Raw genomic sequence first — 25247 nt, 5'->3', positions numbered from 1 at the left:
CCCCCCGGCCCCGGGCGGTCCGGCCGGGGCCGGCCCGCACCCGGCGGCCCGGCCCGCCATGGTCCGCCGGCGCCCCGCCGTCGGCCCGGGACCGGACGCGGCTCCGACATGCCAAATGAACGGGAATTGTCGTACGCACAACGACGGAAACGCTTTTCCCAGCAGCGGGAAAGAAGCGCCACGACACGCCACTCATCCGTTCGGACACATAGCCGACCGCACCGATCGGTAATCGGACGGCGACCTTGCGTGGAAGTTGGCGCCCTTGCCAGAATTTGAGCCGGCCGGTGCGACACACGACATTCCGTCGGCCGATCGCACGACCACTTTCCCCTGACCGGCTGCGCATCAGCGCGCAATGCGTCGACGGGTCACCGGAGAGCGGAAGTTCGGCCCCCTCGGTCGCACCCGGCCGGCCTGCAAATACCCGAACTGCTCCATCACGACGCAACCGAAGGACGCGTAATGACGAGAGTACGTCCCAGTGGGAAGCCCCGGGCGCTCGCCGCCCTGGTGGCGATCGCTGTGTCCGCCGCGCTGCTCGCGGTGGCCGGTCCGACCCAGGCAGCCCCCCGCACCGCCGGGGCCGACGCAGCGCAGCCGGCGGCGGGATCGTCCGCCACGGGCGGCACGAGGGCCGGTCGCCTCGCGCCGCTCTCCGCCGGGGCCACCGGCGTGTCGGCGGGTTCCTATGGCACCCTCGCCTCGACCTCGGTGACCGGGACCGTCGGTTCCATCACCGTCACCTGCACGCTGACCCCGAGCACCCCGTTCGTCTACTACGGCGGCCCGTACGGCGGCGGTGAGGAGGGCCTCGCCACGGTCCGGTGCACCTACCCCGTCTACGCGGCCCAGGTCGAGGTGGCCTTGTTCCGCTACGGCACCCAGGTCACCTACGCCACCTACACGAACTACAGCACCACCACCACGACCGCCGACACCGAGTACCCCCGGTCGAGCGGCGAATACAAGACGGGCGCGGACGCCTTCATCACCTGGACCTACGGCGGCCCGACCACGTTCATTCCGCTCACCTTCAGCAACAGCGTCACCCTCTGACGGCCCTCTGACGACCCCCGGCCGGAACCCCGCAGGGCTCCGGCCGGGGGCTCGCGGTCAGTCCGGTACGTCGGCCCGGGCGGCGTCCGCCGCCGGTGCCGCCGGCCCGGGTACGTCGACAGTCCGACGCGGACCGGTGAACCACGTGCGGGCCGAGGCGTACCACCAGATGCCCACCCCGAGCAGCACCCCGCCGACGGCCAGCGGGGCGTAGTTCACCGCCGACCAACTGAACTCCGGGTCGCCGGGCACCCCGGCCGGCACGATCGGCAGCACGAAGTAGACCGAGATGATCACGATCTCGACGACCGCGATCCAGCCGAGGAGTTTGTACTTCCGGCCCAGCGTCCACGGCCCCGGCTCGAACCGGTCGCCCAGGCGCAGCCGCAACGCGATCGGAATGACGAAGGAGAGGTAGAGGCCGATCACCGCCACCGACACCACCGCGTAGAAGGCGACCGGGATGCCGGACGGGCTCTCGTAGAGCGCCGGCAGGGTGAGCACCAGGCCGGCCAGCGTCGCCCCGATGATCGCGTTGGCCGGGGTGCCGTTGCGGTCGACCTTCGACCACAGCCGCCAGCCCGGCACCGCCCGGTCCCGGCTGAACGCGTACGTCATCCGGCTCATCGAGGTCACGCAGCTCATTCCGCAGAAGAACTGCCCGATGGTGGAGATGATGATGACCGTCTTGAAGAAGAACGGGGTCAGCGCGGATTCGAAGATGGCTCCGGAGAATCCGTCGGCCGCATTGATCGCGTCCACGTCGGTGGCGGCGAACAGGAACGCCAAAAGCAGGATCCAACCGCCCACCGCCGAATAGAAGATCGACCGCCACAACCCCTTGGCGGCGGCCTGCGACGCGCCCCGGGTCTCCTCGGACACGTGCGCGCAGGCGTCGAATCCGGTGATCGTGTACTGGGTGAGCAGGAATCCCAGCGGCAACACGTAGAACCAGAACGTCAACCCGCCGGTGTCACCGTCACCGAACCCCGAGTTGTTGAACCGTTCGGTGAACACGAACTGGAAACTCTGGTGCCGGTCGGGGACCAGCAGCAGAATGGCCACCACGGCGGCGGCGCCGGCCACGTGCCACCAGACCGACACGTTCTGGAGTACGTCGATGATCCGGTGCCCGAAGATGTTGATCAGCCCGTGCAGGGCCAGGATGATCACGAACAGGACGAACGCCTGCCGCAGCGTCCCCGCCCACCCGTCGAACAGCGCCGACAGGGTGAGGTTGAGGAAGGTGGCGCAGCCGTAGTCCACCGACGCGGTGACCGCGACCAGGCCGATCAGGTTGAGCCAGCCGGTGAACCAGCCGTGCACCGGCTTGCCCATCTTCGCCGCCCACCAGTAGATCCCCCCGGCCGTCGGGTACGCCGAGACCAGTTCGGCCAGGCAGAACCCGATGATCAGGATGAACAGCGAGATCAGCGGCCAGCCCCAGGAGATGGCGACCGGCCCGCCGTTGTTCCACGCCTGACCGAAGGTGGTGAAACAGCCGGCCAGGATCGAGATGATCGAGAACGAGATGGCGAAGTTGGAGAAGCCGCTCCACTTCCGGTGCAGCTCCTGCTGGTAGCCGAGTTCGGCGAGTCGTCGGGCGTCGTCGTCCGGCGCGTGCGGTTGCCCGGCGGTCGGCGGTTGCCCGGTGGTCGGCGGGGGCGTTGTGGCCACAGCACACCTCCCTGAGGTGGTACCCGGAACTGCCCGGGTGATCCCCGGGTGCGCCCGAGTCTCGTCCCGCCGATCACGACGGTCAATCCGTTGCCGGTGCCGAACCCGTTACGGTCACGTCACCCCGGGCGGTAATGAGGTTGCCCCGGGCCCCGCACCGACGCATGCTTGAGCCCGTGACCAGGCCCGATCGCGACGGGCCGACGCCGGGCACTCGGCAGGAGCCCGGCACCACGGCGGCGCGGGACGCCCACCTCTCTCTCACGTACGGCGTCGTGCCGTACCCGACGGGCGTCCCGCCCCGCCCACTCCCGCCTTGATCCACTCGCCTGGGTCGATGTTGCGGTATCCGCCCCGCTCGGACAGCACAACTTCGGCCCACCTGAGTCGATCTTGTCGGCCGGTCGTCGGCCCGGATGAGGCGATCGAGGGCGGGCCCGGCGGGTCAGGTGAACAGGAGACCGGCCACCCAGAGGGCGGCGATCACCAGGCCGGCCAGGAACTCCACCAGCATCGACAGGCCGGCCGCCTTCAGCGCCTGCACGGTCGCCGGCCAGGCGAGCTGGTTGCTGCCCAGCCGCAGCCGTTCGGCCCCCCACACCCCGCCGACGAAACCGATCACCAGGCCGACCACCGGGATGACGAAGAACCCGACCAGCCCGAGCAGACCCCCGACGAGCAGCGACGACGTGGGTACCCCGGTGCGCTTGAGGTTCCGCCCCGGCCAGGCGTACTTGACCACCGCACCGCCGGCGGCGACCACGGTGGCCGCGGCGAGCACCGCCCAACGCCCCGGCCCCGCGCCACCGAAGAGCGCCCACAGCAGCACCCCGCCCCAGCACAGCGGCAGCGCCGGCAGGCCGGGCACCACCACCCCGGCCAACCCGGCGACGATCGCGATCGCCGCGATCACCGAGAACGCCGCCTCACCGTCGGTCAGGCTCACCCCGCCACCTCTCCCCCGCCCGGTCCCGCCCCGGTCACGTCGTCACCATGCCAGAGCACCGGCCTCCCCGCCGGCCACCCGCACCCGACCGGCCCCCACCCCGAACCGCCCGGGAGCAGGTCACTCCGTCGTCTCCCCGCGCAGCCGGGCGGTGATCTGGTCGGCCGGGGCGGGCGGGCCGAACCAGCGGCCCTGCCCGGTGTCGCAGCGCAACGCCCGCAGCCGTTCGGCCTGCTCCCCCGTCTCCACCGCCTCGGCGGTCACCGACAACTCCAGCGCGTGCGCCAACCGGACCAAGGCGTCGACGATCCGTTCGTCCCGGTGGTCGGGTGAGGAGTCGCCGCCGTCACCCCGGATGCCCTCGACGAACGGGCCGGCCAGCTTCAGGCAGTGGATCGGCAACCGCCGCAGGTACGCCAGGTTCGAGTAGCCGGTGCCGAAGTCGTCGATGGCCAGTCGTACGCCCAGATCCGCCAACCGGTACAACGACCGTAACGGCTCCCCGGCGGTGCCCATCACGGCGCTCTCGGTCAGCTCCAACTGCAACAGCTCCGCCGGCAGGCCGCTGCGGCTCAACGCGCTGGCGACGGTGTCCACGATGGCCGGATCGTCGGCCTGCCGGGCGGCCAGGTTGACGCTGACCACCAGCTTGGCCTCCGGGAACTCGCGGTGCCAGGCACGGGCGTCGCGGCACGCCTGCCGCAGCACCCACTCGCCGAGCCGGACGATCAACCCGGTCTCCTCGGCCAGCCCGATGAACCGGTCCGGACCGACCAGACCCCGCTCCGGGTGTGCCCAGCGGACCAGCGCCTCCACCGCGAGCATCGAGCCGTCCAGCAGGGAGACGATCGGCTGGTAGTGCACCACGAACTCGCCCCGGTCCAGGGCCGCCGGCAGGCCGGCCGCCAGCGCGGACCGGGCGATGTCGGCGGCGCTGCGCTCCGGGTCGTACACCGCCCAGCGGCCCCGGCCCTCCGCCTTGGCCCAGTACAGCGTGGTGTCGGCGGCCTTCATCAGCTCGGACACGCTGGTCTCGCTGGCCGGGCACTCGACCACCCCGACGCTCGCCGAGACGGCGAGCTGGTGGTCGCCGACGAGCACCGGGGCGGCCACCGCGGCGAGCGCCAGCTCGGCGACACCGACCGCGTCGTCGATGCCCTCGCCGCCGTTGACCAGGATGACGAACTCGTCACCACCCATCCGGGCCACCAGGTGCCCCTGACCGATGACACAGTCGGAAAGCCGCCGGGCGATGGTGACCAGCAGCCGGTCGCCGAGGTCGTGACCGAGGCTGTCGTTGACCGCCTTGAAGCCGTCCAGGTCGAGGAAGCAGACGCCGATCCGCTGCTCGGGCCCGGCGTCGGCGAAGACCTGACCGAGTTTCTCGAAGAACAGCGTCCGGTTGGGCAGGCCGGTGAGCGGGTCGTGCAGCGCCTGGAACCGCAGCCGCTGCTGGAGTTCGTACCGCTGGGTGATGTCCTCGATCATGGCGACCGTGAACCGGGGCCGGCCGTCGTCGTGCCGGATCAGCGAGACGGCCAGGTCGGTCAGGACGACGCTGCCGTCCTTGCGGTAGTAGCGCTTCTCCACCCGGACGCTGTCGTGCTTGCCCTCGATCAGCTCCTGGTACAGCTCCCACATCCCGGCCGCGTCGTCGGGGTGGAACAGCGACGCGACGTTGGTCTGCCGCAACTCCTCCGGGGTGTAGCCGAGCATGTCGGCGAAGGACTGGTTGACGTCGATGATCTGACCGTCGATGCCGGCGAGCCCGATGCCGATGGCCGCCCCGGTGAAGACCGCCCGGAACCGCGCCTCGCTGTCGCGCAGCGCCCGCTCCACCGAGTCCCGCGCCTGCCAGGCCGACCGGGCGATCCGCTCCTGCTGGCTGAAGGTACGGTCGCGCAGCGCCCGGCCGAACCCGGCGGCCAGCCCGCCCTGCAACGCGGCCACCCGGACGGCCAGGTCCGGCGGCGGGTCGTCCGGCGGCAGCACCCGCTGCGGCAACTGTTCGCCGAGCGCCCGTACCGACCAGTCCAGGATGCGCGGTTCGGTCAGGTGCGCCTCCACCAGCGCCCGGCCCACCTCCTCCGCCGGGGCGGCGGAGAACTCCTCGGCGAGCAGGGCCTGTGCCAGCCGTACGGTGTGCGCCAGCAGCAGCCGCTCGGTCTCGTCCGTGCTCATCGGCACGAACCCGAGCCGGCGTACCGCCCGTGCCCAGTCGGCGGCGTAGCCCTGCGCGCCCGGACGGGACGCGTCGGTGCCGCCGGGGTCCGGAACGGCGGACATGGTCGGCTCAGCCGGCGGGACGGTCGTACCGGGCGACGCCGCCGAACGCCCCGAACCGCTCGGGGTGGTCGTCCACGTCGGACGGGGAGTCGGGCCGCCACAGCGGCATGTGCACCACACCCGGCGCAAGCAGCGTCCAGTCGCCGAAGAAGCCGGTGATCTCGGCGCGGGACCGCAGGGTGATCTCGGTGTCGGTGCGAGCCGAGAGCCGCTGCGCGTCGAGCATCTCCTGGGGCTGGTCCTCGAAGGTGGAGTGGGAGATGACCAGGAAGCTGCCGGGTGCGGCGGCGGCCCGCAGGGTGGCGAGGATGTCGGCCGGGCGGTCGGCGTCGGGGACGAAGTGCACCACCCCGGCGAGCAGGATGCCCAGCGGACGGTCGAAGTCGATCAGGCCGCTGGACCGGGCCTCGTCCAGGATCAGCTTCGGCTCGCGCAGGTCGGCGTGCACGGCGACGGCCCGGTCGTTGCCGGTGAGCAGCTCGCGGCTGTGCGCCACGGCGACCGGGTCGATGTCGACGTAGACGATCCGGGCCTGCGGGTCGGCGGCCTGGGCGACCTCGTGGACGTTGCCGACGGTGGGGATGCCCGAGCCGATGTCGAGGAACTGGTCGATGCCGGCGTCGAGCAGCGCCCGGACCGCCCGGCGCAGGAACTCCCGGCCGGAGCGCATGGTGGCCGCGAGGTTCGGGGTCATGCTGGCGATCTGCTCGGCGAGCCGCCGGTCGATCTCGAAGTTGTGCGCGCCGCCGAGGAAGTAGTCGTAGACCCGGGCGGCGCTGGGCCGGCTCAGGTCGATCTCGGCGGGAAGTCCGTCCGGCGTCTGCATCTCTGCCTGGCCCCCAGTTCGTCGCCGCGGTGCGGGAGGGCACCGGTGTCGACGGCGTGCGCGGGCACGCGGAGCCGCACCGGCCGACCTGCGGATCGTGTGGTGCTGACCACTCTAGGCCCGTCCGCCCAGGTACGGGAGATCAGCCGAGCCCGATCTGTGCCCGGACCGGCAGGTCGGACGTGCCGGACGGGCCCTGGTCACGCTGAGCGCCCACCCGCGCACCGCAGGCCACCGCGGCGCGTCCTCGGGTGGCTGCCGGCGCAGCGGCCGGCCGGTTCAGTCGACGGCCTCCAGCATCAGCGAGATGCCCTGCCCCACGCCGACGCACATGGTCGCCAGGGCCCGCCGGCCGCCCCGGCGGCGCAGTTCCAGGGCGGCGGTCAACGCCAGCCGGGCCCCGCTGGCCCCGAGCGGATGCCCCAGGGCGATCGCCCCGCCGTTCGGGTTGACGTGCTCGGCGTCCTCCGGCAGGCCCAACTCCCGCAGCACCGCGATCCCCTGCGCGGCGAACGCCTCGTTCAGCTCGACCACGTCGACGTCGGCGAGGGCGACCCCGAGCCGGTCGAGCAGCCGGCGGGTGGCCGGCACCGGCCCGATCCCCATGATCCGGGGTGGCACGCCGGCCGCCGCCGCGCCGCTGACCCGGGCGAGCGGGCTCAGGCCGTACCGGGCCACCGCCGCCTCGGACGCCACCAGCAGGGCCACCGCGCCGTCGTTGACGCCGGAGGAGTTGCCGGCGGTGACGGTGCCGCCGGCCCGGAACGGGGTGGGCAGCGCGGCCAGCTTCGCAAGCGACGTCTCCCGGGGATGCTCGTCGACCTCGACCAGCTTCGTCTCGCGGCGGCCCGCCGGCACGGTCACCGGCACGATCTCCTCGGCGAACCGGCCGTCGGCCTGCGCCTTGGCGGCCCGCTGCTGGGAACGCAGCGCGAACTCGTCCTGCGAGCGCCGGTCGACGCCGAACTCGGCGGCCACGTTCTCGGCCGTCTCCGGCATCGAGTCGATGCCCCACCCCGCCTCCATCAGCGGGTTGACCAGCCGCCAGCCGAGAGTGGTGTCGTACACCTCGGCGGCCCTCGAATACGGCGTGGCGGCCTTCGGCATGACGAACGGGGCCCGGCTCATGCTCTCGACACCACCGGCGAGCACCAGGTCGGCCTCCCCGGCCACCACGGCACGGGCGGCGGTGGCCAGCGCGTCCAGGCCGGAGCCGCAGAGCCGGTTGACGGTACTGCCCGGCACCTCCTGCGGCAGGCCGGCCAGCAGCGCCGCCATCCGGGCCACGTTGCGGTTGTCCTCACCGGCCTGGTTGGCGCAGCCCAGCACCACGTCGTCGACCCGGGCCCAGTCCACCGCCGGGTGCCGGGCGACCAGTTCCCGCAGCACGTGGGCGGCCAGGTCGTCGGGGCGCACCCCGGCGAGGGCGCCGGCGTAGCGGCCGATCGGGGTACGGACTCCGGACACGAGGTAGGCCACGCTCATCGACGCACGTCCTTCGGGGGTGGGAAGGGGCTGGCGGTCCCGGCGTCACCCGGGTCACGGGGGGACGCCCGCCGTCAGGATATCCGCGCCCGTGCCGCACGTTCCCCGGCCGGGTCGCACACCCGGTCGGGCGGGCGTGGGCCGGATAGGTTGGCGGTATGACCCGGGCCCAGTTCAGCGCAGAGACCTCCGGCGGCGGGGCGTTCGTCCGCCAGCCCAACCGGTTCACCGGCCGGGTCACCCCGCACTCCACCTCGCCCGAGGGCGGCGGGCCGGACGACCAGGGGCGCTGGCCGCTGGAGGCCGGCCGGTACCGGCTGATCTGGTGCCGGGCCTGCCCGTGGGCGCACCGGGCCATGATCGTACGTGGCCTGCTCGGCCTGGACGGGGTGATCTCGCTGGGCACGGTCGACCCGGTCCGCGACGAACGCGGCTGGCGGTTCGCCCTCGACCCGGACGGCTTCGACCCGGCGCTGGGCATCGGTTTCCTCTCCGAGGCGTACCTGGCCACCGACGCCGACTACACGGGCCGGGTGACCGTGCCCGCGCTGGTGGACACGCTGACCGGCCGGGTGGTCACCAACGACTACCCGCGGCTCACCCTCGACCTCTCCACCGAGTGGCGACGCCTGCACGCCCCGGACGCCCCCGACCTCTACCCGGTCGCGCTGCGTCCGGAGCTGGACGCGCTGATGGCCGAGATCCACACCGACGTCAACAACGGCGTGTACCGGTGCGGCTTCGCCACCTCCCAGCAGGCGTACGACGAGGCGTACGCGGCGCTGTTCGCCCGGCTCGACACGTTGTCGCAGCGGCTGGCCGGGCAGCGGTACCTGATGGGTGACGCGATCACCGAGGCGGACGTACGGCTGTTCACCACCCTGGTCCGCTTCGACGTGGCGTACCACGGGCACTTCAAGTGCAACCGGCAGAAGCTGACCGAGATGCCGGTGCTCTGGGCGTACGCCCGGGACCTGTTCCAGACCCCGGGCTTCGGCGGGACGGTGGACTTCGACCACATCAAGCGGCACTACTACGCCACCCACCGCGAGATCAATCCCACCGGGGTGGTGCCGGCGGGCCCCGACACCTCCGGCTGGCTCACCCCGCACGACCGTGCCTGACGCCGCCCGCGCGCTCGCCGGCTGGGTCGCCGCCGGCTGCGTACAGCTCGGCGCGGTCGCGGTGACCGTCGCCGTCGGGGCCGGTCCGGGTGGCCCCTGGCGCGGGTACGTCAGCGAGACCGGGGTCAGCGACAGCGCCTTCGCCTCGACGTACCGGATGGGGGTGTTCGCCCTGGCGGCGGCGCTGCTGTCGCTGGCCGCGGCGCTGCCGGTGACGCTGCGGCTCGCGGCCGGCCTGCTGCTGACCGGCGCGGCCGGCACCGTGCTCTCCGGCGCGGTGACGTGCAGCGCCGGGTGCCCGCTGCCGCCGTTCGAGGCGGCGACGCCGGCCGACCTGGTGCACGCCGGGGCGAGCATCGTGGCGGCCGGGGTGACCGTGCTGGCGATGCTGGTGGTCGGGTTCCTCCGGCCGGCGACGCCCGGGCTGCGCCGGGTGGCCCGGGTCGCCGGGGTGGTGGCGTTGCCGGTGGCCGGGGCGGTCGCGCTGGGTCTGTTGACGGTGGGCCGGGGCGACCTGGTGGCCGGGCTGGAACGGGTGCTGCTGGTGGTCTGCGCCGGCTGGGGCCTGTGCACCGCGCTGCTGCTGGCCCGGCACCGGCCGGCCGCTCCCGGACCGCACGACCGGGTCGTGCCCCGCACGCGTGAGCACGTCGAACGTGACGAACGGGTCACCGGGTCGACAACCTCCGTGTAAGGAGCCTCACCCCGAGCGCTCCTTCCAGCTGGCGGTCGACCGGGAGTAGCGTCGACAGGCGATGACCAATGTCTGGCACCTCACCGTGCGCCTGTACGTCGATCTCCGACGCCAGGCCAGTGGAGTCTGTCCGGCGCAGCCGCGCTCCTGACGCCGCCCGCCGACCGACCCCTACCGACCTTGGACGCATCCTGATGGCTTCCACCCTGCGCAAGTTCCCCTTCTCCGCCCAGATCCTGCTCGGCCTCGTGCTCGGCGTGGCGCTGGGCTTCCTCGCCCGCGAGGGCGACCTGAGCTGGCTGGCCGGCACCCTCGACACCGTCGGCGGGCTCTTCGTCCAGCTGCTCAAGCTGGCCGTCCCACCGCTGGTCTTCACCGCGATCGTGGTCAGCGTGGTCAGCCTGCGCGGGGTGGCCAACGCCGCCCGGCTGGCGCTGAAGACGCTGCTCTGGTTCGGCGTCACCGCGCTGATCGCGGTGAGCCTCGGCATCGGCATCGGCCTGCTCACCGACCCGGGCCGGGGGGTGAGCCTGGACGTCGGCGGTGCCACCGCGCCGAAGACCACCGGTTCGTGGACGGACTTCCTCACCGGCATCGTGCCGACCAACCCGGTCGGCGCGTTCGTCGAGGGCAACGTGCTCCAGATCGTCTTCCTCGCCCTGGTGGTCGGGGCCGCCGCGCTGCTGGTCGGCGCAGCCGCCGAACCGTTCGTCGAGGTCAACCGCGCGGTGCTGGCCATCGTGCAGAAGGCGTTGTGGTGGGTGATCCGGCTCACCCCGATCGGCACCCTCGGGTTGATCGGTCACGCCGTCGCCTCGTACGGCTGGGACCTGCTGGCCCCGCTGGCGAAGTTCACCACCGCCGTCTACGTCGGCTGCGCCGTCGTCCTGTTCGTGGTCTACCCGCTGCTGCTGGTCACCGCCGGCCGGCTCAACCCGCTGCGCTTCTTCGCCGGTGCCTGGCCGGCGATCGAGCTGGCGTTCGTCTCCCGTTCCTCGGTGGGCACCATGCCGGTGACCCAGCGCTCCGTCGAGCGGCTCGGCGTCCCCCGCGAGTACGCCTCCTTCGCGGTGCCGTTCGGGGCCACCACCAAGATGGACGGCTGCGCCGCGATCTACCCGGCGCTCGCCGCGATCTTCGTGGCGCAGGTCTTCGGGGTGGACCTCGGCGTCGGCGACTACCTGCTGATCGCCTTCGTCTCGGTGGTCGGTTCGGCCGCCACCGCCGGCCTGACCGGCGCGATCGTGATGCTGACCCTGACCCTGAGCACGTTGGGCCTGCCGCTGGCCGGCGCCGGCCTGCTGCTGGCGATCGACCCGATCCTGGACATGATCCGCACCGCCACCAACGTGGCCGGGCAGGCCGTCGTGCCGACCATCGTGGCGGCCCGCGAGGGCATCCTGGACCGCGACGCCTACGCCAACGCCGGCCGGCGCGACCTGACCGACGCCGACGAGACCACCGACCGGCCGGCCCGCACCGACGACCTGACGCCGGCACCCGCCTGACGCCGACGGGATGCGGTCCCGCTCGCGGCAGCCACCGGGACCGCATCCCGGCCGGGTTCCTTCCCGTCGACGCCACCCGCCCCGCCCCTGACCCGTCCTTCGCCGCCATCCGCCCGTACCGGAGGATCACTCGCATGAGTGCCCTGTTCACCCCGCTCGCCCTGCGCGGCGTCACCCTGCCCAACCGGATCGCCCTCGCGCCGATGTGCCAGTACAGCGCCGGCCCGGACGGGCTGCCCACCGACTGGCACCGGGTGCACCTCGGCTCCCGGGCCGTCGGCGGTGCCGGCCTGGTCGTCACCGAGGCCACCGCGGTCGTCCCCGAGGGACGGATCAGCCCCCAGGACACCGGCATCTGGTCCGACGCGCACGTCGACGCGTGGCGGCCGGTCACCGCGTTCGTCGCCAGCCAGGGGGCGGTGCCCGCCGTGCAGCTCGCCCACGCCGGGTTCAAGGCCAGCACCTACCGGCCGTGGGCGTCCGGGCGCGGCGGGGTGCCCGACGCAGAGGGCGGCTGGACGCCCGTCGGCCCCGGAGCCGAGCCGTTCCTGCCCGACTACCGGCAGCCGGCCGCGTTGGACTCCGCCGGGATCACCGGGGTGGTGTCCGCGTTCGCCACCGCCGCCGGCCGGGCCCTCGACGCCGGCTTCGCGGCCGTGGAGATCCACGCCGCGCACGGTTATCTGCTGCACGAGTTCCTGTCCCCGCTGACCAACCACCGCACCGACGGCTACGGCGGCGACCGGGCCGCCCGGATGCGGCTCACCCTGGAGGTGGCCCGCGCGGTCCGCGCCGCCGTCGGCGAGCAGGTGCCGGTACTCACCCGGATCTCCGCCACCGACTGGGTCGACGGCGGCTGGACGGTCGACGACAGCGTCGCCCTCGCCGCCGAGCTGGCCGCGACCGGCGTCGACCTGGTGGACGCCTCCTCCGGCGGGGCGTCGACCGGGGCGGCCATCCCGGTCGGGCCCGGCTACCAGGTGCCGCTGGCCGCGCGGATCCGCCGCGAGGCGGGCGTGCCGACGGGCGCGGTCGGCCTGATCGTCGAACCGGAGCAGGCCGAGCAGATCGTCGCGGCCGGTGAGGCCGACCTGGTGCTGCTCGGCCGGGAGCTGCTCCGCGACCCGTACTGGCCGCGCCGGGCCGCCGCGAAGCTCGGTGCCACCCCCGACTGGCCCGACCAGTACGCCCGCGCCTTCTGACCGGCCGGCCTGCGGCGACCGCTGTGGGGAGAGTTGTTGTCGCTCCAGCGACAACAACTCTCCCCGATCCCGCCCGACCCGGCGCGTCCCCCATGCCGCCCGGCCCGGCGCGAGGCGGCGGGAGCGGGGCGTGGGGGGCCTGGTCAGCCGGCCAGGTGACCCCAGTCGTCCTCCAGTTCCCGCCACCCGCCCTGGGCGGCGACCGTGCCGTCGACCAGCACCACCACGTGGTCGGCGCGGACCAGCGCCGCCCGTTTCGAGGTGGAGCCGACCACGGTCACCCCGTGCTCCCGCAACGCCGCCCAGAGCGCCAGCTCGGTGGTGACGTCCAGCGCGGAGGAGACGTCGTCGGCGACCAGCAGTTCGGTACGCGGGGCGAGCGCCCGGGCCAGCGCCAGCCGCTGCAACTGCCCGCCGGACAGCCGGGTGCCCTTGTGCCCGATCAGCAGCCCCAGCCCGCCGCCGCCCGCCAGGTCGTGCTCCAGCTGGGCGGTGGTCACCGCCCCGGCGGCGTCCACGTCGTGCCCGAGGGCGATGTTGTCGGCGACCGTGCCGGAGAGCACCCGGGGCAGCTGACCGACGTAGCCGACCTGCTGGGGGCGCAGGAACAGCTCCGGCTCGGTCACCGGCTCGCCGTTCCAGCGCAGCTCGCCGACGTGGTGCACGATCCCGGCCAGCGCCCGCAGCAGCGAGGACTTGCCGGAGCCGACCGGCCCCACCACCAGCACCAGTTGCCCCCGGTCGACGGTCAGGTCGACGTCCCGCACGGCGAGGGTGCCGTCGGAGTGCAGCGCCCCGAAGCCGACCAGTTCGAGGCGACGCAGCGGCCGGCGCGGCGGCGGCTCCGGCGCGGGGGCGGTGCCGGCGGCGAGGTCCACCCCCGGCACCTCCGCCGAGTACGCCCCGATCCCGGCCATCGCCGCCGTCCGCCGGGTCCACACCCGCGCCGACGGGTACTGCGAGACCAGGGACGCGGTGGTCCAGGCGAACCAGCGGGCCGCCCCGAGGGTGGAGACGGCGACCAGGGTGGCACCGGCGGAGAGCCCGCCGGCCAGGTAGAGCGCCCACGCCGCGATCGGCAGCAGACCGCTGGCCACCGAGGGGGTGGAGCGGGCCCACACCTGCGCGGCGATCTCCCGCCGCTGCCTGTCGCTGCGCACCAGGTCCAACGCGGAGAGGTGGTCGAGCACCGGCCGGGTCGCCCCGGCGAGCTTGACCGTCCGGGCCGCCGACAGCGAGGAGACCAGCGCGGTGGCGAAGGCGGCGCGGGCGGCCACCGTGTCCCGGGCGGAGCGTTCCAACCGGGGGCCGAACAGGGTGGCGGCGAGCCCGGACACGGCCATCGTGCCCAGGAAGAACAGCGCCGGCACGAGGCTGCCCGTGATCAGCGTCATGGTCACCATCGTCACCAGGGCGATGAACTGGTCCATCAGGTTGTCGGCGAGCTGCACGACCCGTTCGGTGTCCCCGCTCTGCGCCACCACCTCGGCCGGGGTGTGCCGGCTGGTGCGGCGCGGGCCGGTCTGACCGTGCACCAGCCGCAGGCTCATCCGCAGCATCTGCCGTACCCACCACTGGGGGAACCGCAGGTTCGTCCAGTAGGGCAGCGGCAGCACCACCACCAGCGCGGCGGCGATGCCGAGCGCCGGCAGCCACGGGTCGCCGCCGTCGACGACGTCCGCCCACAGCCAGGGCAGCACCGTGCCGTCGAGGCCGAGCACGGTGATCACCATGAACAGCGCGACCGACAGCAGGCCGAGGCGCGGGTCGTTCAGGCCCAGGCGCAGGATCTCCCGCATGGTCCGCGCGGGCGGCAGCGGCGGCAGCGGCGGCGGGTCCCCCTTCGGTACGGCCACCGCCGCCCGCCCGGTCGTCCCGCTCCCCTCAACGGCGACGGCCCGACCCGACCCGGCGACGCCCGGCTTGTCGACGGCCGCCCCGGCCGGGGGTGTCGCGGCGGCGTCCGGCCAGGCGGTGGCCGGCCCGTCGAGCAGGTCCACGCCGCCCCGGCTGCCGGACCGGCCCGCACCGACCGGGGTGTACGCGGCGGCGTGGCTGGTGGCGAGCAGCTCGGCGAAGCGGGCCGAGGACCGCAGCGGGCCGGCCTCCAGGACCGCCCCGTCGGCCATCACCACCACCTCGTCGCAGCGCCGCACCGACGACAGCCGGTGCGCGATGATGATGCCGATCCGGTCGGTGAGCAGGCGTTCGGTCGCCTCGCGTACCCGGGTCTCGGTGACCGGGTCCAACCGTGCGGTGGCCTCGTCGAGGATCACCACGTGCGGGTCCCGCACCAGGATGCGGGCGAACGCCACCAGCTGTTCCTGGCCGGCGGAGAGCACGTGGCCGCCCTCGCCCAGCCGGGTGCGGATGCCGTCGGGCAGCTCCGCGACCCACCCGGTGAGCCCCAGCTCGGCCAGCGCCCGGGGCGCGTCGTCGAGCAGGTCCGGGTCGAACAGGGCGACATTCTCGGCGAGGGTGCCGGCGAGGATCTCGGTACGCTGCGGCACCACCGCGACCCACCGGCGCAGCTCCTCGACGTCCAGGTCACACAGGTCGGTGTCGCCGAGCAGCACGGTCCCGCGCGGCACCTCGACCGCCCGGGTGAGCACCTTGGCCAGCGTCGACTTGCCTGACCCGGTCCGCCCCACCAGCGCGTACGACCGGCCCCGGACGAAGCTGAGCCGGACGTCGCGCAGCGCGGGCGCCCGCTCGTCCTCGCCGGTGGCCGGGTAGCGGAAGGTGAGCCCGCGCAGGGTCAGGTCGCCTTCGGTGGGGGTGACCCCGCCGGAGGGTTCCTGCCGGGCGTCGGAGAGCAGCAGGACCCGGGCCCAGGCGCCGAGCGCGTACTGCAGGTGCGGCACCCAGCGGGCGAGGTGTTCGACGGTCGCGCCGAAGCTCAACGCGAGCAGCCAGATCGCGGTCAACCGGGCCCCGTCGACCCGGCCGGTGGTCAACGCCCAGGCCCCGGCGAGCACCACCCCGGCGATCCCGACCCGGATGGTGCCGGCGGCGAAGGCGGTGACCCGCGCCGACATCAGGAAGACCCGGCGGCAGCGGGACAGCACCTCGGCGGCCCGCCGGGCGTACAACCGCAGCACGTACGGCTGGGCGAGACTGGTACGGACGTCGTCCTGGCCGTGCACCGCCTCCTCCATCACCGCGGCCAGGTCCGACCATGCCTCCTCCTCGGACATCCGGGCCGGGGCGATGGCGGCGGTGGGACGGCGCAGCAGCACGACGAGCAGCGCGGTGAGCAGCAGCATCGCCACCCCGGCCGGCCACCAGACGAACAGCGCGCTGACGGTGGCGAGCAGGCAGAGCACCAACCCCTGGACCAGCCGTACGCCGGTGTTCCGCAGCTCGGAGGCGACCTGGTAGACGTCGTTGTCGATCCGGTCGAGCAGTTCGCCGACCGGGGTGCCCTCCAGGGTGGGCAGATCCTGCCCGAGGGCGACCCGGCAGAGCCGGCGACGCACGTCGGCGGACCAGTCGGCGGTGATGCCCGCCATCAGCAGCGCGATCACCAACTCGCCGAAGACGGCGACGACCAGCGCGACGACCAGGGCGGCGAACCACCCGGGCGAGCGGTGCACCAGCACCGGGCCGGCGACCGCCGAGGCGGCGGCCTGACCGGCGGCACCGAGGACGACGAGGACGATCACGACCGTCACGCGGCGCGGCGCGGACGCCCAGAGATCACGGAGCAGGCGCATGGAGATTCCCTCCGGGACTCGGGGTGGCGGTACCCCACAGCCTGACCCCCCGCCCCCCTCCCCTCAACGCATTTACCACCACCCCCCACCCAACTCCCCCACCCTGTCCCCCACCCTGTCCCCCGCCCGCCCTACCCCCGCCCCTCCCGTCCCGGCCCCACTCCGCCCCACTCCGCCCTGCCCCGGTGATCAAGAGGTTTACGTCAAGGTTGATCTTCAATCTGCCCCGAACCTCTTGATCAACTGACTCAAACCTCTTGATCACCGGGGCGAGGCGGCCACCGACGGGCAGGGCGCGGTGACCGGCGGGGCGGGGGCGGCCGTGGCGGGGGCGAGTGGGTGGGGCGCCGGGGTGGCGGGAGTGCCGGAGCGGTCAGAAGAGGATGGTGGCGAGGGTGCCTACGCGGTGGAAGCCGCAGCGTTCGTAGACCCGGCGGGCGGGGCGGTTGAAGTCGTTGACGTAGAGGCTGACCGTGGGGGCGACCCGGAGCAGCGCGTCGCGGACGACGGCGGCCATCGCGGCGCTGGCGATCCCGCGTCCGCGCCACGAGGGGGCCACCCAGACGCCCTGGATCTGGGCGGTCCGGCGGGTCACCACCGCGAGTTCGGCCTTGAACACGACCTCCCCGTCGACCATGCGGGCGTACGCCCGGCCGGCCCGGACCAGGTCCTCCACCCGCCGTCGGTAGGCCCGGCCGCCGTCGTCGGCCAGCGGTGAGACGCCGACCTCCTCGGCGTACATGGCGACCGCGGCGGGGAAGAGCCGGTGCACCTCGTCGGGGCGGACCCGGCGCACCTCGGGGTCGACCGGGATGCGGGGCGGGGCGTCGGTGGCGAGCAGCGGCTGGTTGGGGCGGATGTCGCGGGCCGGCCCCCAGTGGTCGGCGAGCCGGTCCCAGAGGCCGAGTACCGCGTCGGCCCGTCCGACGATGGAGGAGCAGAGCCGTTCCTCGGCGGAGAGTTGCTCGGCGAAGGCGGCGACGGCGGAGTCGGTGGCGAGGATCGGGGTGAGGTTGCCGCCGAGCCAGCAGATCGACTCCAGGTTGCGGCGGGTGCCGTAGCCGAGGATGCGGCCTTCGGCCCGCCACCAGGCCAGGCCCCGGGCGGATACCCGCTCGGCGACCTGCGCGCCCGCGAACGGGTCGAGGTCGAGCAGCCGCTCGACGGCGCGCCGCTCCGACTCTCCCAGTTGGCGTACCGGCACCGTCAGCACGCTTACCAGCCTGCCAGATCCGGGCGGTGGTTCGCCGGGCGACCGGCACAGCCGCCAGAGGACTTGTCGCCAACACATTGCCGATATATCGTTGATGCATCAGCGACAGCACAACGAAGGGACGACACGATGGGATTCCACCGTCGGATCCACGCACTACAGGAGGCCCGACAGCGCGGCTTCGGCTTCCCGCCCGTACCACCCGGCCCGCACGGGCACGGGGGTTGGGGCGGCGGCCGGGGTGGGCGCGGGCGGGGCCGGGGACGCCGGCCCAACGTCCGGGCCGCCGTGCTGGCCCTGCTCACCGAGCGGCCGATGCACGGCTACGAGATGATCCAGGAGATCGACTCCCGCACCGGCGGGGCCTGGCGACCCAGCCCGGGGTCGATCTACCCGACCCTGCAACTGCTGGAGGACGAGGGCGTCATCGCCGCCAGCACCGATCCGGCCGGCGGCGGGCGCAAGCGGTTCGACCTGACCGACGCCGGGCGGGAGGAGGCCACCACGGCCGCGCAGACCCCGCCCTGGGCCGACTTCGCCGAGGACACCGTCAACAGCTGGCACGACATCCGCGACGCGGGCGCGCAGGCCATGCACGCGCTGCGCCAGGTGATGATGACCGGCACCGACGACCAGCGGGAACGCGCCGCCCAGGTGCTCGACGAGACCCGCCGCAAGCTGTACGCGATCCTCGCCGAATCCGAGTGACCACCGGGCACGCCCCGGTATCCCGGCGACCCTCGTGGTCCGGGTCCGGCACGGCGGACCCGCCGGCCGGCCCGGACCACGACGACCCGGCGACGGTCACCCCCGTACGAGAAAAAGGGCGGCCCTCCCCACCGGGAGGGCCGCCCTTTCCGACGGTGGATCAGTGCACGGTGACGGTGGGGCCGGGGACCAGGTCGCGCAGTTCCTCGGGGATCTCCGCGCCCATCTCGTCGGCGATCCGCAGCGCCTCCTCGATCAGCGTCTCGACGATCCGCCCCTCGGGGACGGTCTTGACGACCTGCCCCTTGACGAAGATCTGCCCCTTGCCGTTGCCGGAGGCGACCCCGAGGTCGGCCTCGCGGGCCTCACCCGGCCCGTTCACCACGCAGCCCATCACGGCGACCCGCAGCGGCACGGGCAGCCCCTCCAGGCCGGCGGTGACCTCCTCGGCCAGCTTGTAGACGTCCACCTGGGCCCGCCCGCAGGACGGGCAGGAGACGATCTCCAGGCCGCGCTCGCGCAGGCCCAGCGACTCCAGGATCTGGTTGCCGACCTTGATCTCCTCGACCGGCGGGGCGGACAGCGACACCCGGATCGTGTCGCCGATCCCCTCGGCCAGCAGCGCCCCGAAGGCGACGGCCGACTTGATGGTGCCCTGGAACGCCGGCCCGGCCTCGGTCACCCCCAGGTGCAGCGGGTAGTCGCACTGCTCGGCGAGCTGCCGGTACGCCCGGATCATCACCACCGGGTCGTTGTGCTTGACCGAGATCTTGATGTCCCGGAAGCCGTGCTCCTCGAACAGCGAGCACTCCCACAGCGCCGACTCGACAAGCGCCTCGGCGGTGGCTTTGCCGTACTTGGTGAGCAGCCGCTTGTCCAGCGACCCGGCGTTGACACCGATCCGGATCGGCGTACCGGCGGCGGAGGCCGCTGCCGCGATCTCCCTGACCTTGTCGTCGAACTGGCGGATGTTGCCCGGGTTGACCCGGACGGCGGCGCAGCCGGCGTCGATCGCGGCGAAGACGTACTTCGGCTGGAAGTGGATGTCGGCGATCACCGGGATCTGCGACTTCTTCGCGATCGCCGGCAGCGCCTCCACGTCGTCCTGGCTGGGCACGGCGACCCGGACGATCTGGCAGCCGGACGCGGTCAGCTCGGCGATCTGCTGGAGGGTGGCGTTGACGTCGGAGGTGAGGGTGGTGGTCATCGACTGCACCGAGACCGGAGCGCCGCCACCGACCGGCACCGAACCGACCATGATCTGGCGGCTGGCCCGGCGTGGGGCGAGCGGCGGGGGCGGTACGGCGGGCATACCGAGACTGACAGCGGTCACTTCAGGCACTCACCTTGTGAAGAGCGTGATGGGGTTGACGATGTCCGCGGTGGCGGTGAGCAGCGTGAACGCGCCACCGATGAGGATCACCGCGTACGTGATGGGCATCAGCTTGAGGTAGTCGACCCGGCCCGGGTCGCGCCGGCCGATCCGGGCGTAGAGCCAGGAGCGGGCCCGTTCGAACCAGGCGATGGCGATGTGGCCGCCGTCCAGGGGCAGCAGCGGCAGCAGGTTGAACACGCCGACGAAGAAGTTCAGCGAGATGAACAGCAGGACCAGCAGCTGCCAGACGCCGTTCTCCAGTGCCTCGCCGCCGAGCCGGCTCGCGCCGACGACGCTGATCGGGGTGTCCTTGTCCCGTTCGCCGCCGGTTACGGCCGTCCACAGGGCGGGCACCTTGTCGGGGATGCGCTTGAGCGCCTCGTAGGTGCCGACGGCCAGGTCCTTGGTGTAGCCGGCGGTGGCCGGGATGGCCTCGACGGGGCCGTAGGTGACGTTCGCCGGGAGGCCGGGCGGGAGCATCGGGCCGGCGACGCCGAGGGCGGAGACGGTGACCGGGGCGCCGTTCGGGTCGTCGAGCGGCTTGCGCTGCACGGCGGCGAGGTCGGCCCGGACCTGGCCGGCGACCCCGTCGCGCTCGTAGCTGATCGTCGCCGGCTGGCCCGGGGGCAGCTCACGGACGGTCTTGACCAGCGCGGCGTAGTCGGGGACGGCGATGCCGTTCACCGCGACGATCTTGTCGTCGTCGCGCAGCCCGGCCTGCTTGGCGGGGCTGACCGGGTCACCCGGGGCGCACTCGCGGACCGCGTCGGTGGGGATGACGCACTCGACGATCTTGACGTGCGCCGGGAGCGGGTTGGGCAGGTCCTTGTTGGGCAGGCCCATGAACATGGCGGCGAGCCAGATCGCGATGACGGCCAGCGCGAAGTGGGTGACCGAGCCGGCGGACATCACGATCGTCCGCTTCCAGACCGGGTAGCGCCACATGGCCCGCTGCTCGTCGCCCGGCTCGACGTCGTCGTCCTGCGGCGTCATCCCGACGATCTTGCAGAAGCCGCCGAGCGGGATGGCCTTGAGGCCGTACTCCGTCTCGCCGCGCCGGAACGACCAGATGGTCGGCCCGAAGCCGACGAAGTACCGGGTGACCTTCATGCCGAACGCCTTGGCGGTCAACATGTGACCGGCCTCGTGCAGGCTCACCGAGATGAGGATCGCCAGGGCGATCACCACCACCCCGAGCAGATAGAGCATCAGGCTTCCTTCCCCGACCCCGAGATGATCTCCTGCGCGTGCGCGCGCGCCCACGATTCGGCGGCGAGCACGTCCTCGACGGTACCTGGTTCACCGAAATCGGGGGCCTCCTCCAACACCCGCCCGAGGGTGTCGACGATGCCGAGGAACGGCAGCCGTCCGGCGACGAACGCCGCCACACACTCCTCGTTGGCCGCGTTGTAGACCGCCGGGCGGCAGCGGCCCGCCATGCCGGCCGCCTTGGCCAGCGCCACCGCCGGGAACGCCTCGTCGTCGAGCGGGGCGAACTCCCAGGTGTGGGCGGTGGTCCAGTCGACGGCGGTGGCGGCGTCGGGCACCCGGTCGGGCCAGCCGATGCCGAGCGCGATGGGCAGCCGCATGTCCGGCGGGCTCGCCTGGGCCAGGGTGGAGCCGTCGACGAACTCGACCATCGAGTGGATCACCGACTGCGGGTGCACCATCACGGTGATGTCGGCGTAGGGCACGTCGAACAGCTCATGCGCCTCGATCACCTCCAGCGCCTTGTTGACCATGGTGGCCGAGTTGATCGTGACGACCGGTCCCATGTTCCACGTCGGGTGGGCGAGCGCCTGTTCCGGGGTGACATCGGTCAGCTCGTCGCGCCGCCGCCCCCGGAACGGTCCGCCGCTGGCCGTGACGACCAGCCGCCGTACCTCGCCCCGGGTGCCGCCACGCAGGCACTGGGCCAGCGCCGAATGCTCCGAGTCGACAGGCACGATCTGCCCCGGCCGCGTCACCGCGGCCCTGACCAGCGGGCCGCCGGCCACCAACGACTCCTTGTTGGCCAAAGCGAGGGTACGACCAGCGCGCAGCGCGGCCAGCGTCGGCGCGAGCCCGAGCGACCCGACCACCCCGTTGAGGACCACGTCGCAGGGCCACTGCGCCAGCTCCGTCATGGCGTCCGGCCCGGCGATGATCTTCGGTAGCTTGAATTCCCCGGTGGCCCAGCCGCGCCGGCTCGCCTCGGCATAGAAGGCGAGCTGGAGGTCCTGCGCGGCGGACGCCTTCGCCACCCCGACCGCGTCCACGCCCAGTTCGAGGGCCTGCCGGGCGAGCAGTTCGACGTTGCCGCCACCGGCACCGAGCCCCACCACCCGGAACCGGTCGGGGTTGCGCCTGACGATGTCGATCGCCTGGGTGCCGATCGAACCGGTGGAGCCGAGCAGGACTAGGTCGCGGGGAGTTGTCACGCGGCCATTCTGCCCCGTACGCGCTGTGCGCCGGCTGGGAGCCTCACCCCTCGACGTCGCCCTCCGCGCCCGACCCCTGCCCCAGCGGTTCCGCCTCCTCGACCGGTGCCTCCTCGCCCAGCAGGTCGGCCGGATCGATACTGAACGCGAAGGGCTGCCGCATGACGAACGTCGTCCCGGCGGCAGCCGCCGCGACCGGCCGGTACTCCCCGTCGGTCAACTCGAAGAGCGCGATGGTGGGCACCCGGTTACGCAGGTCGACGCGGAGGAAGAACGGGACACCGGCGGCGGCGTACTCACGGGGCCGGTCGATCACGTCCTTACGCCTGTTACCCGGGGAGACGACCTCACCAAGCAGCACGGCGTGGCCGATGTCCATCGTCGTCCGCCCGCCACCGGGAACGTCGAGGATCACGATGTCCGGAATGAAGAGGTCGGCACCGGAAACGATGTTGGCCTCGGCGTACAGCCACAGTTTTTCCCGGCGGGCCGCCTGCTTGAGCAGGTAGGCCAGATCCAACTCGGCGTTCTGATGGTCGTATCCGGCATGTGGGGTCACGATCACGCTTCCGCTCAGGACTTCAACCTTGGGACCGTTGGTCTCCGGCAACAGGTCGAGGGCGAGCTGGGCGGTCCACGGCTCGTCGTGCCAGCGCAGCACGTCGAACGACGGCCCGGTCGGCCGGTCGACCGACCCGGTCGACGGGGACGTCGGGTCGGGCGACTGCGGTGCCGGCTCGGGCGCGAATGCGGCCTGGGCCATCCGGGCTCACCCCCTCAGCGGAACATCCTGCTGGTCCCAGCCTAATCGCCGCAGCCCCCGGAGCCGCCCGTCGCACCGCCAGTGCGTCTCCCTACACCTGCCCGCCCGCGTTGATCAAAACGACGGGGCCGATGTGGGGGTGTCCGGGCAGCGTGGACGCCCCCACATCGGCCCAACTGAGTCGATCACCACGTCGGGGCGGGCGCGGCGGGCCTCGTCGCGGTGACGGGTGACCACCCCGGCGTCGGTGCGCCGCGACACCGCCGAGCCGCCGACGGTGGGCGCTTCGGCAGCGGTACGGCTCAGGTGCGGGCGGAGTTCAGGTCACCCGAGCGGGTCGCGGCGACGAAGCCGGCCCAGGCGGCGGGGGCGAAGGTCAACACCGGGCCGCCCCGGTCCTTGCTGTCCCGCACCCCGACCACCTGCGGCAGATTCGTCGCCACCTCCACACAGGTGGAGCCACCGTTGTCGCTGCGGGTCGACTTGCGCCAGACTGCGCCGCTCAAGTCCATGACTTCGCCAACTCCCGTATGAGATCCCAGGACGCCCTGCGTGGCAGTGCTTCGCCGCGAAGGCTCTCCCATCTGCGCTGAAGGCTATCAACGTCATCCGGCCGGTCCGTGATGTGAGCGCGCAGCGCGCTGTCCAGATGCGCCACCTCTCCGCCGTCGGGCACGCGGACCAGGATGAACGGGCCGGCCAGCCCGGCGTGCATCCCCGCATCCGCCGGCACCACGTGCAGGCTGATGTGCGAGTGCTCGGTCAGCCGCAACAGATGCTCGAACTGCTCGACCATCACCGCGGGCTCACCGATCGCCCGGCGCAACACCGTTTCGTCGATCACTGCCACCACCTCAGGCGGGTGCTCCCGGGTCAGCACGGTCTGCCGTTCCATTCGGGAGGAGACACGCTGCTCGACCTCACTCTCCCGGAGCATTCCACCGCCGTGCAGCACCGCGCGGGCGTACGCCTCGGTTTGCAGGAGGCCGGGGATGAGGGAGGGCTCGAACCAGCGGATCAAGGTCGCCTCCCGCTCCACGCTGATCCACTCGCGCAGCCACGGGGGTGCGGAGTCGGCGCGGACCAGGGCGAGCAGCCGCTCGAAGAGGCCGCCGGCCTCCAGGGCGGCGTCCGCGCGGGTGATGAAGTCCTGCGACGGCGTCCGGTGGCCGATCTCCACCATGCCCACCAGCGACGACGAGTAGCTGATCTGCTGGGCCAGATCCTCCTGGCTCAGCCCGCGTTCCCTGCGCGCCCGGCGCAACTCCGCGCCGAGGAATTCCAGGGTCGACATCGGTCCGCCGGTCATCACACCTCCACCACACGTCTGCCACTCGCTGCCAGCGCCGGCCACCTGCCCGGACCCGGTCGGCACAACCGACGCTGAGGTCCCGCGCCGTCTTCCGACAGTAGTCGCGTCCACAGCAGAGTGTGAACAGGCGGCAGGTCGCTGGTGGCCCCGGCAAGGCGTCCGGGGCGCGGCAGCGCAGGCGGAAGGAATAGGCGGATGAGGAAGCGCGACAGGCCCGTACCGACGACGCCCCGGCACCGGCGGGACTGGTCCCGGTGGGGCCGGTACTGCACCTGCGGGCTGCGCTGGCCGTGCCCGGACCGGCTGGCCGGCGTACCGCTGCGGGAACCGCCACCACCCCCGTTGCCCGCGCCCCGACACCCCCGGTGGAACGGCCCCACCGCCGTCTACTGGGTGGGCGCGGCGGGCCTGGTCACCCGGGGTCAGGCCGGCCGGGCGAACGGCCGCCACCGGTGACCCCGCCGGAGCACCGCGCGCGGCAAAGGCGACCGACAGCCACCCCACTGGCGGACGACGCGCAACGAAGGCAATCGGCGGCGACTCCGCTGACGGACGACACGCGGCGGGGGCGACCGGCGGCGGTCCGGCCGGACGGTGCCGGACGGCACGTCGCCGCCCGGCCGGCCTGGCGGTGCCGGGCCTGCGCCGCCCCGTGGCCCTGCCAGCCGGCCAAGCTGAGCCTCCGCCGGGAGTACGCCCACGACCGGCCGGCGTTGGCGATCCACCTGTGCCTGCTCATGCACGACGCGATCACCGATGCGCTGCGGGTCGGCACCGGCACGGTCGACCCGGCCGCCTACTTCGCCCGCTTCCTCGCCTGGACCCGCCACGACCGGCCACCGCCCGGGGCGTCGCCCGCGACCTCGGGAGAGGGTTGATCATCACAACGGGGCCGATGTGGGGGTGTCCAGGCCGATCGGACACCCCTACATC

The 25247-nt window shown here is 73.0% G+C and carries 21 protein-coding genes; 8 read left to right on the top strand and 13 right to left on the bottom strand.

Going from position 1 to position 25247, the window contains the following annotated elements:
• Positions 1 to 465: 465 nt before the first annotated feature.
• Positions 466 to 1059 carry a hypothetical protein gene (locus tag H1A17_RS14200; protein ID WP_145918402.1) on the top strand — a complete coding sequence of 198 codons (594 nt, stop codon included), beginning with the start codon at positions 466 to 468 and terminating at the stop codon, positions 1057 to 1059.
• Between the two features lie 57 nt (positions 1060 to 1116).
• On the opposite strand, the gene H1A17_RS14195 is transcribed toward H1A17_RS14200, so the two are convergent.
• From H1A17_RS14195 to pcaF, 5 genes are all read right to left on the bottom strand, one after another.
• On the bottom strand, positions 1117 to 2736 hold the full coding sequence (locus H1A17_RS14195) for an amino acid permease (protein ID WP_309236773.1): 1620 nt from the start codon (positions 2734 to 2736) through the stop codon (positions 1117 to 1119).
• A gap of 445 nt (positions 2737 to 3181) precedes the next feature.
• Complete coding sequence (locus H1A17_RS14190) at positions 3182 to 3682, bottom strand: DUF456 domain-containing protein (RefSeq protein WP_194822053.1); 501 nt, start codon at positions 3680 to 3682, stop codon at positions 3182 to 3184.
• 120 nt (positions 3683 to 3802) lie between these two features.
• The gene (locus H1A17_RS14185; protein WP_194822052.1) at positions 3803 to 5968 is read right to left on the bottom strand and encodes a bifunctional diguanylate cyclase/phosphodiesterase; all 2166 of its coding nucleotides are present in this window, start codon (positions 5966 to 5968) and stop codon (positions 3803 to 3805) included.
• 7 nt (positions 5969 to 5975) lie between these two features.
• Positions 5976 to 6794 carry an SAM-dependent methyltransferase gene (locus H1A17_RS14180; RefSeq protein ID WP_145918399.1) on the bottom strand — a complete coding sequence of 273 codons (819 nt, stop codon included), beginning with the start codon at positions 6792 to 6794 and terminating at the stop codon, positions 5976 to 5978.
• Between the two features lie 279 nt (positions 6795 to 7073).
• Entirely contained in the window at positions 7074 to 8279 is a 1206-nt protein-coding gene (pcaF, locus tag H1A17_RS14175) for a 3-oxoadipyl-CoA thiolase (protein ID WP_145918398.1), read from the bottom strand.
• A 158-nt stretch (positions 8280 to 8437) separates the two neighbouring features.
• Between pcaF and H1A17_RS14170 the strand changes: the two genes are divergently transcribed.
• The 4 genes from H1A17_RS14170 (at position 8438) to H1A17_RS14155 (ending at position 12807) form a co-directional block, all read left to right on the top strand.
• Entirely contained in the window at positions 8438 to 9403 is a 966-nt protein-coding gene (locus H1A17_RS14170; protein ID WP_194822051.1) for a glutathione S-transferase family protein, read from the top strand.
• The gene (locus H1A17_RS14165) at positions 9396 to 10097 is read left to right on the top strand and encodes a DUF998 domain-containing protein (protein ID WP_194822050.1); all 702 of its coding nucleotides are present in this window, start codon (positions 9396 to 9398) and stop codon (positions 10095 to 10097) included. The genes H1A17_RS14170 and H1A17_RS14165 overlap by 8 nt, the downstream gene beginning before the upstream one ends.
• A 206-nt stretch (positions 10098 to 10303) precedes the next feature.
• Complete coding sequence (locus tag H1A17_RS14160) at positions 10304 to 11605, top strand: dicarboxylate/amino acid:cation symporter (protein WP_194822061.1); 1302 nt, start codon at positions 10304 to 10306, stop codon at positions 11603 to 11605.
• Positions 11606 to 11739: 134 nt separating this feature from the next.
• Entirely contained in the window at positions 11740 to 12807 is a 1068-nt protein-coding gene (locus H1A17_RS14155; RefSeq protein WP_194822049.1) for an NADH:flavin oxidoreductase/NADH oxidase, read from the top strand.
• A gap of 143 nt (positions 12808 to 12950) precedes the next feature.
• Here H1A17_RS14155 and H1A17_RS14150 read toward each other — a convergent pair whose 3' ends face one another.
• Both H1A17_RS14150 and H1A17_RS14145 read right to left on the bottom strand, forming a co-directional pair.
• Positions 12951 to 16523, bottom strand: coding sequence for an ATP-binding cassette domain-containing protein (locus tag H1A17_RS14150; protein ID WP_145918393.1), 3573 nt, complete (start codon positions 16521 to 16523; stop codon positions 12951 to 12953).
• Positions 16524 to 16896: 373 nt separating this feature from the next.
• Positions 16897 to 17736: a DUF4081 domain-containing GNAT family N-acetyltransferase gene (locus H1A17_RS14145; protein WP_145918392.1), complete on the bottom strand. Its 840-nt coding sequence runs from the start codon at positions 17734 to 17736 to the stop codon at positions 16897 to 16899.
• A gap of 129 nt (positions 17737 to 17865) precedes the next feature.
• Here H1A17_RS14145 and H1A17_RS14140 point away from each other — a divergent pair, with 129 nt between their 5' ends.
• Positions 17866 to 18444 (top strand): PadR family transcriptional regulator, encoded by a 579-nt coding sequence (locus H1A17_RS14140; RefSeq protein WP_145918391.1) that lies wholly within the window; start codon positions 17866 to 17868, stop codon positions 18442 to 18444.
• A gap of 160 nt (positions 18445 to 18604) precedes the next feature.
• Here the strand turns inward: H1A17_RS14140 and ispG are convergent, their stop codons facing one another.
• From ispG to H1A17_RS14110, 6 genes are all read right to left on the bottom strand, one after another.
• A complete protein-coding gene (ispG, locus tag H1A17_RS14135; protein ID WP_088645534.1) occupies positions 18605 to 19777 on the bottom strand; it encodes a flavodoxin-dependent (E)-4-hydroxy-3-methylbut-2-enyl-diphosphate synthase in 1173 nt (390 codons plus the stop codon).
• A gap of 9 nt (positions 19778 to 19786) precedes the next feature.
• Positions 19787 to 21028: an RIP metalloprotease gene (locus H1A17_RS14130; RefSeq protein WP_194822048.1), complete on the bottom strand. Its 1242-nt coding sequence runs from the start codon at positions 21026 to 21028 to the stop codon at positions 19787 to 19789.
• A complete protein-coding gene (gene dxr, locus H1A17_RS14125; protein WP_194822047.1) occupies positions 21028 to 22239 on the bottom strand; it encodes a 1-deoxy-D-xylulose-5-phosphate reductoisomerase in 1212 nt (403 codons plus the stop codon). Before dxr ends, H1A17_RS14130 begins: the two co-directional genes overlap by 1 nt.
• A gap of 43 nt (positions 22240 to 22282) precedes the next feature.
• Positions 22283 to 23002, bottom strand: coding sequence for a Uma2 family endonuclease (locus tag H1A17_RS14120; RefSeq protein ID WP_145918388.1), 720 nt, complete (start codon positions 23000 to 23002; stop codon positions 22283 to 22285).
• Positions 23003 to 23304: 302 nt separating this feature from the next.
• Positions 23305 to 23514, bottom strand: coding sequence for a DUF397 domain-containing protein (locus H1A17_RS14115; protein ID WP_145918387.1), 210 nt, complete (start codon positions 23512 to 23514; stop codon positions 23305 to 23307).
• Positions 23505 to 24311 (bottom strand): helix-turn-helix transcriptional regulator, encoded by an 807-nt coding sequence (locus H1A17_RS14110; RefSeq protein ID WP_228543527.1) that lies wholly within the window; start codon positions 24309 to 24311, stop codon positions 23505 to 23507. Before H1A17_RS14110 ends, H1A17_RS14115 begins: the two co-directional genes overlap by 10 nt.
• Positions 24312 to 24509: 198 nt before the next feature.
• Here H1A17_RS14110 and H1A17_RS14105 point away from each other — a divergent pair, with 198 nt between their 5' ends.
• Both H1A17_RS14105 and H1A17_RS35825 read left to right on the top strand, forming a co-directional pair.
• On the top strand, positions 24510 to 24770 hold the full coding sequence (locus H1A17_RS14105) for a hypothetical protein (RefSeq protein ID WP_194822046.1): 261 nt from the start codon (positions 24510 to 24512) through the stop codon (positions 24768 to 24770).
• A gap of 257 nt (positions 24771 to 25027) precedes the next feature.
• Positions 25028 to 25192: a hypothetical protein gene (locus H1A17_RS35825; RefSeq protein ID WP_370517013.1), complete on the top strand. Its 165-nt coding sequence runs from the start codon at positions 25028 to 25030 to the stop codon at positions 25190 to 25192.
• Positions 25193 to 25247: the final 55 nt, after the last annotated feature.

It is taken from the genome of Micromonospora sp. S-DT3-3-22 (genome assembly GCF_015354745.1).
GTDB classification, from domain to species: domain Bacteria; phylum Actinomycetota; class Actinomycetes; order Mycobacteriales; family Micromonosporaceae; genus Micromonospora; species Micromonospora wenchangensis.
Note: the sequence above shows the minus strand (reverse complement) of the source record. Positions and strands in the feature narration are given on the sequence as shown.

What these genes read in the sequence shown, in the direction of transcription:
- H1A17_RS14185 (WP_194822052.1), bottom strand. Translation starts at nt 5,968, where the DNA reads ATGTCCGCCGTTCCGGACCCCGGCGGCACCGACGCGTCCCGTCCGGGC.
- H1A17_RS14115 (WP_145918387.1), bottom strand. Translation starts at nt 23,514, where the DNA reads ATGGACTTGAGCGGCGCAGTCTGGCGCAAGTCGACCCGCAGCGACAAC.
- H1A17_RS14180 (WP_145918399.1), bottom strand. Translation starts at nt 6,794, where the DNA reads ATGCAGACGCCGGACGGACTTCCCGCCGAGATCGACCTGAGCCGGCCC.
- H1A17_RS14150 (WP_145918393.1), bottom strand. Translation starts at nt 16,523, where the DNA reads ATGCGCCTGCTCCGTGATCTCTGGGCGTCCGCGCCGCGCCGCGTGACG.
- pcaF (WP_145918398.1), bottom strand. Translation starts at nt 8,279, where the DNA reads ATGAGCGTGGCCTACCTCGTGTCCGGAGTCCGTACCCCGATCGGCCGC.
- H1A17_RS14110 (WP_228543527.1), bottom strand. Translation starts at nt 24,311, where the DNA reads ATGACCGGCGGACCGATGTCGACCCTGGAATTCCTCGGCGCGGAGTTG.
- H1A17_RS14170 (WP_194822051.1), top strand. Translation starts at nt 8,438, where the DNA reads ATGACCCGGGCCCAGTTCAGCGCAGAGACCTCCGGCGGCGGGGCGTTC.
- H1A17_RS14120 (WP_145918388.1), bottom strand. Translation starts at nt 23,002, where the DNA reads ATGGCCCAGGCCGCATTCGCGCCCGAGCCGGCACCGCAGTCGCCCGAC.
- H1A17_RS14200 (WP_145918402.1), top strand. Translation starts at nt 466, where the DNA reads ATGACGAGAGTACGTCCCAGTGGGAAGCCCCGGGCGCTCGCCGCCCTG.
- H1A17_RS14105 (WP_194822046.1), top strand. Translation starts at nt 24,510, where the DNA reads ATGAGGAAGCGCGACAGGCCCGTACCGACGACGCCCCGGCACCGGCGG.
- H1A17_RS14155 (WP_194822049.1), top strand. Translation starts at nt 11,740, where the DNA reads ATGAGTGCCCTGTTCACCCCGCTCGCCCTGCGCGGCGTCACCCTGCCC.
- H1A17_RS14130 (WP_194822048.1), bottom strand. Translation starts at nt 21,028, where the DNA reads ATGCTCTATCTGCTCGGGGTGGTGGTGATCGCCCTGGCGATCCTCATC.
- H1A17_RS14140 (WP_145918391.1), top strand. Translation starts at nt 17,866, where the DNA reads ATGGGATTCCACCGTCGGATCCACGCACTACAGGAGGCCCGACAGCGC.